Source organism: Amycolatopsis sp. NPDC114503 (genome assembly GCF_055633655.1).
The window spans coordinates 47,588-61,818 of the sequence record NZ_JBVKDT010000025.1 but is presented as its reverse complement, the minus strand read 5'-3'; the positions used below and the strand labels follow the sequence as shown (position 1 = coordinate 61,818).

Annotated in this window: 10 protein-coding genes; 5 read left to right on the top strand and 5 right to left on the bottom strand. The window is 69.1% G+C overall.

All coding sequences use genetic code 11. The features are described 5' to 3' along the window. Nucleotides 1-324 precede the first annotated feature (324 nt). Complete coding sequence (locus ACZ7OI_RS48695) at nucleotides 325-3,201, top strand: AfsR/SARP family transcriptional regulator (RefSeq protein ID WP_470270921.1); 2,877 nt, start codon at nucleotides 325-327, stop codon at nucleotides 3,199-3,201. A 52-nt stretch (nucleotides 3,202-3,253) separates the two neighbouring features. Further along, complete coding sequence (locus ACZ7OI_RS48690) at nucleotides 3,254-4,042, top strand: hypothetical protein (protein WP_470270920.1); 789 nt, start codon at nucleotides 3,254-3,256, stop codon at nucleotides 4,040-4,042. Nucleotides 4,043-4,045: 3 nt separating this feature from the next. Here the strand turns inward: ACZ7OI_RS48690 and ACZ7OI_RS48685 are convergent, their stop codons facing one another. Further along, on the bottom strand, nucleotides 4,046-4,504 hold the full coding sequence (locus tag ACZ7OI_RS48685; RefSeq protein WP_470270919.1) for a DUF4396 domain-containing protein: 459 nt from the start codon (nucleotides 4,502-4,504) through the stop codon (nucleotides 4,046-4,048). A 97-nt stretch (nucleotides 4,505-4,601) separates the two neighbouring features. Between ACZ7OI_RS48685 and ACZ7OI_RS48680 the strand changes: the two genes are divergently transcribed. Next, entirely contained in the window at nucleotides 4,602-6,065 is a 1,464-nt protein-coding gene (locus ACZ7OI_RS48680) for an alpha/beta hydrolase (protein WP_470270918.1), read from the top strand. Nucleotides 6,066-6,163: 98 nt separating this feature from the next. Beyond that, on the top strand, nucleotides 6,164-7,177 hold the full coding sequence (locus tag ACZ7OI_RS48675; protein WP_470270917.1) for an autoinducer 2 ABC transporter substrate-binding protein: 1,014 nt from the start codon (nucleotides 6,164-6,166) through the stop codon (nucleotides 7,175-7,177). A gap of 6 nt (nucleotides 7,178-7,183) precedes the next feature. On the opposite strand, the gene ACZ7OI_RS48670 is transcribed toward ACZ7OI_RS48675, so the two are convergent. The 3 genes from ACZ7OI_RS48670 to ACZ7OI_RS48660 all read right to left on the bottom strand — a co-directional run bounded on the left by ACZ7OI_RS48670 (nucleotide 7,184) and on the right by ACZ7OI_RS48660 (nucleotide 10,909). Further along, complete coding sequence (locus ACZ7OI_RS48670) at nucleotides 7,184-8,749, bottom strand: esterase-like activity of phytase family protein (protein WP_470270916.1); 1,566 nt, start codon at nucleotides 8,747-8,749, stop codon at nucleotides 7,184-7,186. Nucleotides 8,750-8,839: 90 nt separating this feature from the next. Then, entirely contained in the window at nucleotides 8,840-10,144 is a 1,305-nt protein-coding gene (locus ACZ7OI_RS48665) for a DUF6923 family protein (RefSeq protein WP_470270915.1), read from the bottom strand. A 3-nt stretch (nucleotides 10,145-10,147) separates the two neighbouring features. Continuing rightward, complete coding sequence (locus ACZ7OI_RS48660; RefSeq protein ID WP_470270914.1) at nucleotides 10,148-10,909, bottom strand: bestrophin-like domain; 762 nt, start codon at nucleotides 10,907-10,909, stop codon at nucleotides 10,148-10,150. Nucleotides 10,910-11,432: 523 nt separating this feature from the next. Between ACZ7OI_RS48660 and ACZ7OI_RS48655 the strand changes: the two genes are divergently transcribed. Further along, the gene (locus ACZ7OI_RS48655) at nucleotides 11,433-12,455 is read left to right on the top strand and encodes a family 2 encapsulin nanocompartment cargo protein polyprenyl transferase (protein ID WP_470270913.1); all 1,023 of its coding nucleotides are present in this window, start codon (nucleotides 11,433-11,435) and stop codon (nucleotides 12,453-12,455) included. 600 nt (nucleotides 12,456-13,055) lie between these two features. On the opposite strand, the gene ACZ7OI_RS48650 is transcribed toward ACZ7OI_RS48655, so the two are convergent. Next, nucleotides 13,056-14,186 (bottom strand): CapA family protein, encoded by a 1,131-nt coding sequence (locus tag ACZ7OI_RS48650; protein ID WP_470270912.1) that lies wholly within the window; start codon nucleotides 14,184-14,186, stop codon nucleotides 13,056-13,058. Between the last annotated feature and the right edge of the window lie 45 nt (nucleotides 14,187-14,231).

Here is a 14,231-nt window from a genome sequence, read left to right as displayed (position 1 = left end):
GATACGAAGCCTCCCTGCGGTTCGGGGGTGCTTGTCAAGGCATCTTTCCCGCCTTGACAAGCACCCCCGAACCGTCAGCACACTTGGCTTCGGGGTGTCCCACGCAACGCCTCCGGCGCAACGTCGCCGCCAGGCGACGAGCCGAAACCCCCACCCCGCCCCACCGCACATGAAAACAATTCACCCCACCCCGGCAAACAGACAGTGACATCAACCCCCCGATATCACCCCTTATGGGGTATTCCTCCCCAAGTGGATCTAGCTAACCGCCGCAAACGCTCCTAGCATGCCGACCATGGGGACCTTGCCGCCAAGGCGGGTAAATTGATTTCGCTGACCTTCCGGATCCTGGGGCCGCTGGAGGTCATCGCCGAGGGCAGGGCCGTACCTCTGGGCGGCCCGAAGCCCCGCTTGCTCCTGGCCGCACTGGCCCTCCAGCCCAACATCGTCGTCTCCACCGAAGCCCTGGTCGAAGTCCTCTGGCCGACCACCGCCCCCCGTTCCGCCGCCGCCAACATCCGCACCTACGTCCACTCCCTCCGCAGACGTCTAGCGGAAACCTCCCCCGACCTCGCCGACCGCATCACCAGCCGAGCCTCCGGCTACCTCCTCACCGTCCCGGAAGACGAACTCGACCACCTCGTCTTCACCCGCCTGGCCACCCAGGCCTGGGAAACCCAAGACCACCCGGAAACCGCCCTAACCCTCCTGGACGAAGCCCACGCCCTCTGGCGCGGCGAAGTACTGGAAGGCCTCCCCCACGACCCAACCTGGGGCCCCACCGTCGCCCGCCTGGACGAACTACGCCTGGCAGTACAAGAACAACGCCTACGCGCCCGCCTAGCTCTAGGCCGCCACAACGAAGTCATCGCCGAACTCCGCGCCCTAGTCACCGAACACCCGCTGCGCGAAGAACTCTGGCACCACCTCATCACCGCCCTCCGCGACGCAGGCCGCGCCACCGAAGCCGCCGAAGCGTACGAACTAGTCGAACAAACCCTCGCCGACGAACTGTCCGCAAGCCCCGGCGCAGCGCTCCGCGAACTCCGCACCACCCTCGAAGTCCCCTGCGCCAAAATCCCGCCGATCTGCCAGCTCCCCCTGGATCTGCCCGATTTCACCGGCCGCGGCGAGGTAATCGAGCACCTGGTCGCGAAACTCCGCCAGCACGCCGAAGCGGAACGTCCCACGATCGTCGTCCTCTCCGGCGCACCAGGAATCGGCAAATCCTCAATCGCCGTACGGGTAGCGCACGCCGTCCGCACCGTTTTCCCGGACGGACAGTTGCATGTGGACCTGGCCGGAACCTCGTCGTCCCCGCGCTCCCCGATGAGCGTCCTGGCCGAACTCCTGCGCGCACTGGGCATCCCGGATTCCGGCCTGCCCCGAGATCTCGCGGAACGCGCCGCGCTCCTGCGTTCCCAGCTCGCCGGACGCCGGATGTGCATCGTCCTGGACGACGCGGGCAGCGCCGCCCAAGTACGCCCGCTGCTGCCCGGCGCGGGCGCGTGCGCGGTGCTCGTCACCAGCCGGATCCGCCTGCCGGACCTGCCCGGCGCGGTCCCGGTGGACGTCGACCTGCTGCCCGAACCGGAAGCCGCGCGCCTGCTGGAAGGCATCGTCGGCCACGAACGGGTAGCCGCCGAACCCGAAGACGCCGCGGCGATCCTGCGCCAGTGCGGACATCTGCCGCTGGCGATCCGCGTGGCCGGCGCCAAGCTCACCCACCGCCCGGCCTGGTCCCTGCGCATCCTCGCCGACCGTCTCCACGACGAACACCGCCGCCTCGACGAACTGCGCGTCGGCGACCTGGCCGTCCGGGCGAGCGTGACCCTGAGCTACGACCTCCTGCCCATGTCCGCCGCCGCGGCCTTCCGCCGGTTAGGCGCACTGGGCCCGGTGCAGTTCCCGGCATGGGCAGTCGCCGCGGTCCTGGGCCGCCCGTCCGCCGACGACGTCCTCGACGTGCTCGTCGACGCACACCTGGTGGAACTCGTCGCCACCGACGTCGCGGGCCAACCGCGCTACCGCTTGCACGACCTGCTGCGCGTCTACGCCGCCGAACTGGCCGAGCCCGGCGAAACCCGGGCCGCGATCGGCCGGGTCCTCGAGGGATATCTAGCGCTGGCAATAGAAGCCGCCGAACGAATGCCGATCCACTTCTTCGGCCAGTACCACGACGAAACCGGCCCAGCCCTCCCCGCGGAAGCAGACCGCCTGCTGACCGACCCCGCCGCCTGGTTCGCCGCCGAACGCGCCACCTGCGTCGCCGCCGTCGGGCTGGCCGCCGAACACGGTTTCGACGACCTGACCTGGCGGCTCACCGTAGCCCTCACGCCGTATTTCGACCTCCGCGGCCACCAGGACGACTGGCACGCCACCCACCTGATCGCCCTGGAAGCAGCCCACCGGGCAGGCGCGCTCCGCGGCGAGGCAGTCGTGCAGCGCAACCTCGGGCAAGTCCTGCTGTACCAAGACAACGATGCGGACGCGATGGTCGCGTTCGAAGCCGCGCGCGAGCTGTACCAGCGCATCGGCGACCAGCAGGGCCTCGGCGAGGCACACGCCGGCCTCGGCACCGTGCTGCGGATGCAAGGCCAAACCGACCGCGCGCTCGAACCCTGTCACGAAGCGCTCCGGCTGTTCGGCGAGGCGGGCGATCCGCACGGCGAAGCGGTGATCCGGATCGCGATCGGGTCGATCTGGGTCGCGCGCAAGTGCTACGCGACGGCCCGCCGCTGGTACACCGACGCGCTGGAGCTGTCCTGTGAAATCGGCGACCGGCACCGGGAAGCCCATGCGCTGCAACGGCTCGGGCTTCTGCACCAACGCGAGGGCAACCTCGCCGAAGCCCGCGAACACGTCACGCGCGCCATCGCCGTCTTCATCGATCTCGGCGACGACCACTGCGTCGGCTACGCGAACCAGAACCTCGGCGAACTGTGCCTGTACAGCGGCGATCTCGCACACGCGCAGCTGCTGCTGGTGAACTCGCTGAGCGTGCACCGCCGCAACGGAGACCGCCGTTCCGAAGCCCATGTCTCCCAGCTCCTCGGCGAACTCCACACCGCGCTCAGCCAGCCCGAACGGTCCCGCAGCTACGCCGAACGCGCCCGCGCCATCCGCCGGGAGCTCTCCGCCGACGCCCCGGCCGACGACCGGCCGCGCAAGACCGGACCGCACCGGATCGTGTCCGCCTGACGCGCGGGCGGAGTTGCGCGGCCAATCCCGCGCGCCGGGCCACGATGCGCTGATGAACACCAGGAAAGCGGCTGGTCACGTCCTTCTCGCAGTGGCAGTTATCGCTTTGTCGACTCCGGTTCCCGTCTCGGCGAAACCCCAGCACGGCAGAAGAGTCCTGGAAAGACCGCTGACCTACCGCCTCTACGCGACCCGCGAAGGGCTCGTCGGCGGCACCACCTCGAGCGGGCACCGGATCACCGAACGAGACCATTTCGTGGCGCTTCCGTCGACGAAAACGGTGTCCTCCAAGGGAAGAGGGACCTTCACCGTCCGGGTGTGCCGCACCGACGGCACGCGCTGCGAGTACGCGCCGGTGTGGGATGTCGGGCCGTGGAACGAACACGACGACTACTGGAACCCCGCCGACCGTCGCGCACAGTTCGGTTCGCTGCCCCAAGGGGTGCCGGAAGCCCAAGCGGCGTACCAAAACGGCTTCAACGGCGGCAAGGACGAACACGGCCGCACCGTGCGCAACCCGGCCGGCCTCGATCTGGCCGACGGCACGTTCTGGGACGGTCTCGGCCTCAAAGGCAGCAGCTACGTCGACGTCACTTTTCTCTGGACCGGCACCGCTCCGGCCACCGGCGAGGTGACCGGCGGGGCTCCGCTGGTCGTGCGCACGTCCGCGGACAACGACGCGCCGGAAGCCGGATTGGCCGCCGATTCCGCGCAGGTGCCGATCGAGTGTTCCGTGCGAGGCGAAGCGGTGGGCGGAACCACGCGTTGGAACCGGATAGGCCCCGGACATTACGTGTCCGAGGCCTATCTCCGAGCCGATTCGCCGGTGCCGTCCTGCTGAACTTCAGTGACGGTGGTGGGCATGCACGACGGCGTGCCCACGGCCGCGGCCGATCATCCACTTGTTGACCGGAACCGTGACCACGAAGGCGATCGCGAGCGACAAGGCCAGCGACAGCCAGAACAATCCGCTCGACAGTCCCGCGTCCATCGCGCCCGGGATCGCCACGACGACGGTGTTGTCGATGACCTCCATGACCGCGATCGACACCGTGTCGGCGGCCAGCGCGACCTTGAAGGCAGCTCCGAGAGCGAGCCCCGACTTGAGTACGCCGCGCATGGTGAGGGCGTACCCGAAGACGAACGCCAGCACGATGGACAGCACCACAGTCGCCGCGTTGTGCAGGCCGAACGCGGTGCCGAGAACCATGCCGAGCACTTCGCCGATGGCACACCCGGTGAGGCAGTGCAGCGTCGCCTGGGCGGCGGTGGACCAAGACGCTCCGTGCTGGTGCTCGTTCATGCGGCTGACTATACCCCTCAGGGGTATCAATGGCGCAAGGTCGCCCGATGTGATGACTGTCGCCCGGCGGCTCCGGCGAATCGGTATAACCGGAAGTGTGGTGATCAACTCGGCGCGCCGTTGCGCCGCCGCATTCGTCCTCGTTCTCCTCCTCGGAAGCTTCCTCAGCGCTCCGGCCAGCGCGCAGCCGTCTCCGCTCAAGTGGGGCGAATGCCCTGCCGGGACGCCCCGGCAGGTGTCGTGCGCGAGCCTTCAGGTGCCGCTCGACTACGCGAAACCGGACGGGAAGCAGATCACCCTCACCGTCTCCGGCATGGGCAGTCTCAGTGCGCCGCATTTCCTGCTGGTGAACCCCGGCGGCCCAGGCGCGTCCGGGCTCGGCACCGAGAAGCTCGTGTTCAGCCAGCTGCCGCAGGACGTCGCGCAGCAGCACGCGGTGTTCAGCTTCGACCCGCGCGGAATCGGTGCGAGCACACCGGTTTCGTGTGGCGACACCTCGAAACTCGCGCCGCATCCCGCGTCGCCGTACCAACCGGCCAACCTTCCGCAAGAGCGCAAGCGCGAAGATCTGGCCAAGCAGATCGCGGCGCACTGCGCGGAGAACGGGAAAGACCTGCTGCCGCACCTCACCACCGAGAACGCCGCGCGCGACATGGACCGGATCCGCGAAGCGCTCGGCAAGGACAAGATCGACTATCTCGGTTATTCCTACGGCACCAAGCTCGGCGCCACGTACGCGACGTTGTTCCCGGCGCACACCGGCCGGATGATTCTGGACAGCGTCGTCGATCCGACGGTCACCACGTATCAAACGCAGTTCCAGCAAAACACGGCCCTGCAGGCGCGGGCTGAGCAGCTGTTCGCGTGGACGGCGGAGCGCGATGGCACGTATCACCTCGGCACCACCGCGTCCGCGGTGAAGGCTTCCTGGAACGAGCTGCGCGAAAAGCTCGCAACGCAACCGGCGGACGGCAAAACCGGAGTGTCCGAATTGGACGATCTGCTGTCGTCCGCGATGTACGGCGACTGGGCCTGGCCGTCGCTGATGCAGGCGGTCGCGAGCCATCGCGGCGGGGATTCGACCGGGCTGAACGTCGCCGCCGGACAGGCCCAGTACGCGGTCGATCCCGGCCAGCTCGCCTACAACTGCGCCGACGCCGGCTGGCCGCGGAACTGGGCGGCCTGGCACGCGGACACCGCGAAATCGGCCACGACCGCACCGCTGTTCGCCTGGCTCAACAGCTGGTACAGCGCCCCGTGCGCGTTCTGGCGGGTCCCGCCGTCTCCGGAGGTCCGGATCGGCTCCGCTCCGGTGCCGCCGATCCTGTTGCTGCAAGGGAAAGACGACGCCGCGACGCCGCTGATCGGCGCGCAGCGGATGCACCGGGCGCTGCGCGGTTCGAGCCTGCTCGTCGACGGCGGCGGCAACCACGCCGCGTACCTCAACGAGCCCAACCCGTGCGTCGACGACAAGGCCGCGCACTACCTGCTGACCGGTGAACTGCCCGGGGACGGGACGTGTCCGGCGGGCGGAGAGGGGGCTGCGCCTTCCGGCGGTTGAACTCGTTTGCGTAACCGTTTGATCGCGTTCGGTTGACCCCCTGCGGTCACTGGCCCTACCTTCGGCTGCCAGGTCAAGTTGCCGGGGAACGGTGGGGGATGCGAGGGCGGACCAAAACGCTCGTGCTGGGTGCGGCGCTGGTGGCGACCGCGGCGGCGGTGGCGGCCAGTTGCACGCCGGTCCTGTCCGGCTCGGCTCCGGAGCCGGCGAAAATCGCCTTCGTGCCGAAAATCGGCGGGATCCCGTACTTCGACGCGATGAACGCCGGCGGCATGCTGGCCTCCGAACGGCTCGGCGCGAAGTGGTTCACCCGCGCCCCGGCGACGGTCGATCCGGAGGCGCAGACGGCGATCCTGCGGCAGCTCATCGCCGAACGCGTCGACGTCATCGCGGTGGCCCCGAACGACCCGGCGGAGCTGGCCCCGACGATCGCGGAGGCGCGCGCGAAGGGCATCCACGTGCTCACCACGGACACCGACGCCGCCGATTCGCAGCGCGAGGTCTTCGTGAACCAGACGACGGCCGAGGGCATCGGTTCGGCGCTGGTCGACTCGCTGATGAAGAAAACCGGCGGCGCCGGCGAGTACGCGATCGTCTCGTGCGGGCGGACCGCGGCGAACCTCAACTCGTGGATCGAAGCCGAGAAAGCCTATGCGGCACAACGTTATCCGCGAGCGAAGCTGGTCGAGACGGTGTACGCCGACGAGGACACCACCACCGCCACGAAACTGGCGAAGGAGATCCTCAACCGGCATCCGAAGCTCACCGGCATGATCGGCCAGTGCACGACGGCGACGCCGGGCATCGCGCGGGCGGTGCGTGATCAGCAGAAGATCGGCCAGGTGTTCACCGTCGGCACCGGCACGCCGCAGACGATGAAGCCGTACCTGGTCGACGGGTCCTGCTCCATGACGGTGCTGTGGAACGTCGAATCCCTCGGCTACCTCACCGCCTGGACCGCCGAGCAGCTCGCGACCGGCACCCCGCTCCGGCCCAGCAACAACGTGAGCCCGGAGCTTCCCGCGGTGCGCTATGACGCGGCCACCCGGACGGTCCTGCTCGGCGATCCCCTGCTGATCACGCAGAACAACGTGGATCAGTTCAAGTACTGACGCCCGTCAGCGCACGTCGACGGTCACCGTCAGCGTGCGCGTCCGCGCCGGCAGCTTCGTCATGTCCACCTGCAGGTACTCGCCGTCGTCCTGCTGACCGTTCGGCTGCGTCTTCGCATGCAGCGTGTACGGAGCCGCCGCGTTCGCGACACCGTCGATGCCGAAGTCGCTGTCATTGCTGATCACCACAGTGCGGCCGCCATCGGTCGTCGCGACACCTTCCACCTTGTCGTGACCGAAGAAACCACCACTCGGATCCAGCCCGGTCACCAGCCCGCCGACATCGAGGAACAACTTCTTCGCCGCGGGCGTCACACCGACTTTCTTCAGGGCGTCAGCAGCCTCGTCGGTGGTCGCCTTGCCGACGTACGCCTCGATGCTCTTGCCGCCGTCGACGAGCAGCCCGCCCTTGGCCGCGTCATAGGTCGCGCCCGGCACCTTCGCCGCCGGGCCGAGATCAGTCGCCTTGCTCAGGTCGATCTCGAACAGCTTCTTGTACGCGCCCGGCTCGGCCTTGCCGTCGCGCTCGTCCACGAGGAACCGGGTCGCCGACAGCGCGGTGATCTCGGAGACCGCAGTGCCGGTCTCGTCCGGGTTGTCGAGCAGGTACGCGTACTCGTGCGTGGCGCGGGTCTTCAGATCGACCGTCACGATCCGCAGCGCGGGAACCTTGCTGGGCTTCTTGGCGAGATCCGGCTGCTGCAGCGCGGACTGCATGACGCCGACGAGCGTCCGGCCGTCCGGCGTGAGCGCGAGCCCCTCCATGCCCTTGTTCGGCACGCGGTTCTTCAGTTCCTTCGGCAGCGAACCGTCGAACGGAGAGAGCCGCTCGATCGCGCGGCCGTCGGCGCGGAAGTGCGTGATGAACGGGCCGTACTCGTCAGACACCCAGAAGGTGCCGTCGCGCTGGGCGACCAGGCCTTCGGAGTCGTAGCCGTTCGGCGACGCGGGCAGTTTCGCGCCCTGGAGATCCACGATGGTCTCGCCGGTGTTCGCCAGGGTGTTGACCTGGCCGTTGTACGGCGAACCGTCCGCCGCGCGCAGCGGAATGTTCCGCTCCAGCACGGCTTTCCCGCCCTTGAGCCGGAACTTGCCGATGGCAGGCGTGAACGACGGGATGGGCTCCACTTTGGACCCGTCCGGCGCGTCGACGTTCGGGCCGCGGTCGGTGAGTCCGTAGAACTCGTCGCGCGAACCCGGCACCGGAGCGAGCGCGGAACCGTACCCGCCGCCAGTGATCTTGACGCCGCCGATCGTGCCGAGCGACGGCAAGTCCGTCGGGTACAGCCGGACCGCGTCGCTGACGGTGTAGGTGAACGTGTCGCGCCCGGTGAACCCCGCGGCGGGCGTGTAGCGGAACGCTCCGTCCGGGCCGATGCTCAGCGCGCCGTGCCCGGGATCGGTGTGCCGCACGACCGCACCGTCGCGCTGAGCGTCGCCGCGCACCTGCAGCGTGTGCCCGGCCCGCACCCGGTAATGGTCGTCCGGACGGCCCTTGGCCTCGGCCGGGCCCGCGGCGGCCAGCGGCAGCACCAGCGCCCCGGCGACCAGCCCGATCTTCACGCGTTTCATCGGCTTTCTCCTCCTCTGACGTCGTTTCGACGCCCGGGGAAGTCTCGACGGCCGAGTTGGACAGTATCCGTCATCGAGACGACTGCCGCGTTAACGAGCGCGCCGTGCTCGAGCCGCTACTGCACCTCCTCCGACGATCAGCAGGATCGCCGCCACACCCCAGCGACGCTGCTTCTTCACCGCGTTGCGCGCTTTCGTCGCGCGTTTCTCCGGCAGTTTCTGGATGGCCTTCACCGGAGCGGCGCGCGAGGGCGCGGGGGGTTGCGGCATGGGGATGGGCTGGATGATCGCGTCCCGCGGTTGCGGGGGATGCGTCGGGGTCAGGGTGGGGGCGATCGGACTCGGCTGGGTCGGCGCCGGGGACGGCGGGGGTGACGATGGCGTCGGCGGGGGTGCCGGGGTTGAGGACGGCGTGGGGCTCGCCGAGGTCGACGGCGGCGGCGTGGGCGACAGGGACGGCGTCGGCGTCGGCGTCGGGGATGGTGTGGGCGACGCCGAGGACGGCGGCGGTGCCGAAGACGACGTCGGCGGCGGGGGTGGCGGCGGAGGTGGCGGAGGCGGTGGCGCGGGTTCAGCCAAACATCCGGCACCGTCGGAAAGCACCAACGGCGGCCCAGTGCTCACCTCGACCGCGGAACCGCCGTCCATCCGGTACGTGACGCTCCGCCCGTCGATCCAGTTCGCCGTCGCGTAGAGCTTGTGGTCCGGCCCGAACACGACCGAACCGTAAGTCGCGTCCGGAAATCGCTCCCCCGGCACCTTCGCGACCTTCCCGCTCACCGGATTCACCGTGACCACCGCGCCCTCGCCGGTGGACGAAACCCCGTACAGCAGACCGTCTTCCGGGTTGTACGCGAAATCGTCGACCCCCGAAGCGAGCCACCACGGATGCAGCAGCACCGGCCCGGTCGCGGTGAGAAAACCGGAGCTGCGCGGGTCAACGTCCACTGTGTACAGACTCGTCGCCCGCTTCACGTACCAGGAATTGCCGGACATCGCCCCGGCCGTCGCGCCGGTCACCCAGCTCCAGACGCCGTGGTGGGTGTCGCGGCCGACCGGGCCGAGGTCGGTCAGCTTGCCGTCGGAGTCGATCCGCACCGCGTGCGAGCCGTCGTGGAAACGGCCGTCGGCGACGCCGTACGTAACATCCTGCGCCGCCGAGTACGCGATGGCGTTCAGCGCGAAAGGACTGTGGTGCAAGAGATGCCGTGCGCCGGAGGGCAACGTCAACCGCACGATGTCGGACGACCACCCGTCGCGGCTTTCGACCTGCAGCACCCGGCAGGACGTCGCGGCCGCGCGCTGCCGGGCGGGAGCCAGCCAGCCGGACGCGACGAGCAGCCCGGCGACCGCGGCCGCGGCGGCCACCACAGTCAGGTACCGGGAACCTCGCACCGGTCAGCCGAGCCGCGAGATCGCACCGGTGAACGCGTCCGGATGCACGTTCGCGCCTCCGGCATAAGGGTTCTGCAGCTGGTAAATCGCGTAGAGCAGCAGGACGATCGTGCCGGCCAGCGTCGACACGATCACCAGGTGCGCGGCCATCCGCGTGCCGCCGAAGAGGTTCGGCAGCAGGACCGAGATCACGCTGCCGAGGATGAGCGCGAACCACATGACCGAGCCGACGCCGTCGGTTTCCGCGCCGGTCAGCCGGGTCTGCCGGGCCTGGTAGACCTGCCAGAGCTGCGCGGCGGCGTCCTTCTTCCGGTCGTTGGTCCAGTCGTCGCTCGCCTGCGCGTTGGCGACGACGCGGCGCATCTGGTCGAGCTGGGTCCAGCCGGTGTCCGGGATCGGGCCGTCGTCGATGAGCCGGGGCCACTCCTGCTTCGACACCGTCGTCGCGTAAGCGATCGCGAGGTGCCGCACCTGCTCGCCGGTGTCCCCGGGCAGCGCCTGCGCCGACCAGGTCGCGGCGACCAGGCCTTCCGCCTCGGTGTAGGAACCCTCGCGCGTGGACGTGACGGCGTCGAAGAGCGAGATCAGCACGAAGGCGACCAGGACCGCGTGCAGCCCGCCGACGATGGTGAACACCTGGCCCGCGGCGTCGTTGTTGTCGCGGCGGCCCTCGTCCCAGCCGAAGCGCCGGACGAGATAGCCGATCACCGCGGCCGCGATGGCCGCGCCGACGACCCAGAACACCCCGGTCACGTAGACGTTCATCCGGTTCCTTTCGCGCGGGAAATACGCTGGCCGACGCTATCCAGCAGATTCCGGAACGGACAACGGCGGAACGCGCGATTCAGCCGGGTGGCCGTCCGCCGCCGCCTCGGTTCGCCGGATCGGAGCAGTGACCCGGATACCGGTTCCCCCGATTGCCCTTGATTGACAAGGGAAACGACACAGGTACCGGTCGCGCGCACACGACCGGGTTACGGCAGCAGACCGACGGTGACGCACTCCTGGTTGTCGACCTGACAACAGCACCGGCAATGTCCGAAAAGGAGCTTCGGCAAACAGGTGAATCGGACCCGGCTACCCGATCGAGTGATTGTCGGGGTGATCCCGCTTGCTATGTTGATCCGCGGCGCCGCTTTTCGATTCGCATTCCTCTCCCGCTCCCGGAAAACACTGTCTCTCCGTGTTCCCGGGCGTTTTCGACGTTAGGTGGTTTCGCAGTGACCGTCACCGACCCCGCCGAACTGTCCACTTTGGCCGCCGCGCCGCGCAGGGAAGCGGTGCGGCGATGACGACAGTGGACGCGCGCACCGGGACCCGTTCCGTGGCCGAGGTGCTGGACTGGAGCCGGAGCCGATGGGAACCGGCGATGCGGAAGGCGGTCGACCGGCTGCCCGTGTCGATGCGCCGGATCGCCGGCTACCACCTCGGCTGGTGGGACGAGACGGGGACCGCGACGAGCGCCTCCGGAGGCAAAGCACTGCGCCCGGCGCTGGTGCTGCTGTGCGCCGAGGCCTGCGGCGGAGACCCGGAAGACGCGATCCCGGCCGCCGTGGCCGTCGAACTGGCGCACAACTTCTCCCTGCTGCACGACGACGTCATGGACGGCGACCGCACCCGGCGGCACCGCCCCACCGCGTGGACCGTGTTCGGCACCGGACAAGCCGTGCTGGCCGGAGACTCCCTGCTCGCCCTGGCCTTCGACGTCCTGTCCCCAGACGGCCCCGCCGCGGCGCGCTTGCTGAGCACAGCGGTACTGGACCTCCTCCACGGCCAGCACGAAGACCTGGCGTTCGAACAGCGGACGAACGTCGAAGTCGCGGAATGCGTGCGAATGGCACAAGGCAAGACGGCCGCCCTGCTGAGCGCGGCTTGCACGCTAGGCGTGCTGGTAGTCGGCGGCCGAGGCGAACACATCGAACGCTTCGGCCGCTTCGGCCGATCGCTAGGCCTGGCCTTCCAACACGTCGACGACCTGCTCGGCATCTGGGGCGACCCGGCAGTCACCGGGAAGCCGGTGTACTCGGACCTGTGCAGCCGCAAGAAGTCCCTGCCGGTGGTCGCCGCGCTCACCTCGGGCACGTCAGCCGGACAGGAACTGTCGATGCTGTACCGACACCCACTGCCGGACGACTGCCTCGCCAAAGCCGCGGCCCTGGTCGACGAAGCCGGCGGCCGAGCCTGGAGCCACGCCCAGGCGGACGAACTGCTCACCGACGCGCTAACCGCGCTGACCGCCGCCAACCCGACTCCACGAGCGACGGCCGAACTGACTGCTCTGGCCCAGCTCATCACCCGCCGGGACCACTGACCGGGCCGGGCGTCTGCCTCGGGCGGGCGTCTGCCCCGGGCGAACGCCCGACCAGAGCGAACGTCCGTCCCGCACGATCGCCTGCCCTGGACGATCGCCCGACACGCACGACCACCAGACCAGGACGACCGCCCGCCCCACACGATCGTCCGTCCGGGGCGGACACCCGACCTGTACGAACGTCTGCCCTGGGCGACTGCCCAAGACACCCGACCAGGACGACCGCTCGACACACAGATGACCGTCCGCCCTCAGGGCGATCGTCCGTCCAGGGCGATCGCCCTGGACGACCGTCCGACACGCACAACCACCTAGACCAGGACGATTGTCCGCCCTGCCCCGGACGACTGCCTCGGGCGAACGCCCAACCAGGGCGATCGTCCGCACAGGGCGATCGCCCTGATACCCCTTCGAGCGCATCCCACCGTGGCTCAAACGCCCGGCAGGCGATCGCCCACCGAGCGCCGGGCCCTCCATCCCCGCTCCGCCACCGCCCTCAACGAAGCCCCCGCGCAACTCAACGCTCGATCAACCCACCCAACAAAACACTCGCTGGCCTCCAACGCACCCACCACCCCGGCGCGCCACCGACCCGACCCGTCACCGCCCCGGCCGACTCAACCCGTCATCCCCAGCACCCCGGGAAAGCACCACCTCATCGGTATTCGCGAGCGCTTCCTTCCCCCGCTGCGTCGGCGGCGCAGTCGTGAGATCCCGCAACCGGATCGGCGGCCCGAGGTCGATCAACGTCGGCACGTACTCGGCCTTGTCCACCGCCCAATGCCCGCCAGCCCGGCTGAACCGGAACCGGGCCGCGACCCCTTCCTCGGTGGACCCGCGAGGCTCGTCATGCCGAGCGACCTCATTGCCCAGCCCGAACGCCACCCACTTGCCGCCGACTTTCTGAAACGGCTGCACCACATGCGCGTGATGCCCGACGATCAAGTCGAGATCCGGCGACGCCGTCAGCTTCTGCGCCAGCTGCTTCTGCTCAGCAGTCACGTCATGCTGATACTCGACGCCCCAATGCAGGCTGGCGATCACGACCTCCGCCCCAGCCGCCTTCGCCGCGCGCGCCGCGGCCAGAATCTCGTCGGGGTCGATTTCGTTGGCCAGCCACGGTTTTCCAGCCGGACGCTTGATCCCGTTAAACCCGAACGCATACGACAGCTGCGCGACCTTCACCCCGTGCACGTCCAGAATCAGCGGTTTCCCCGCTTCCTCGGCCGAACGCGCGGAGCCGGTGTGCTTCAACCCAGTCTGGTCGAGCTTGTCCAACGTGCGCGTGACACCCGCCGCACCCTGGTCGAGTGTGTGGTTCGACGCGGTAGAGCAAGTGTCGTACCCGGTGTCCTTCAACGCATCCGCGATCTCCGGCGGCGCGCTGAACGACGGATACCCGCTGTACGGCCCGCCTTCCGGCGCAAGCGGCGTTTCGAGGTGGCAGATGCCCAGATCCGCGCCGGACACGAGCGGTTTGACCCCGGCGAACAGCTGCCGGTAGTCGATCTTCCCGCCGCCGTCCGCCTCGGCCTGCTCGGTGAGCCGCGGGTGGATCAGCACGTCCCCGGTCGCCACGACGGTGAACGAATCCGGCGAAGCGGCCGCCGACGACGAGGGCCCGGCCGAAGGCGATCCACTGCGTTGCGGGGCGGCTTCGCTCCCACACGCCGTCAGCATCAGCGCGACCCCGGCGAGGGCGGCGGCGCGGCGCATGTTCGTCATGATCATCCCCTTTGCCCGACTGCCCGGCACATCCTTCCTCATCACTCTTGT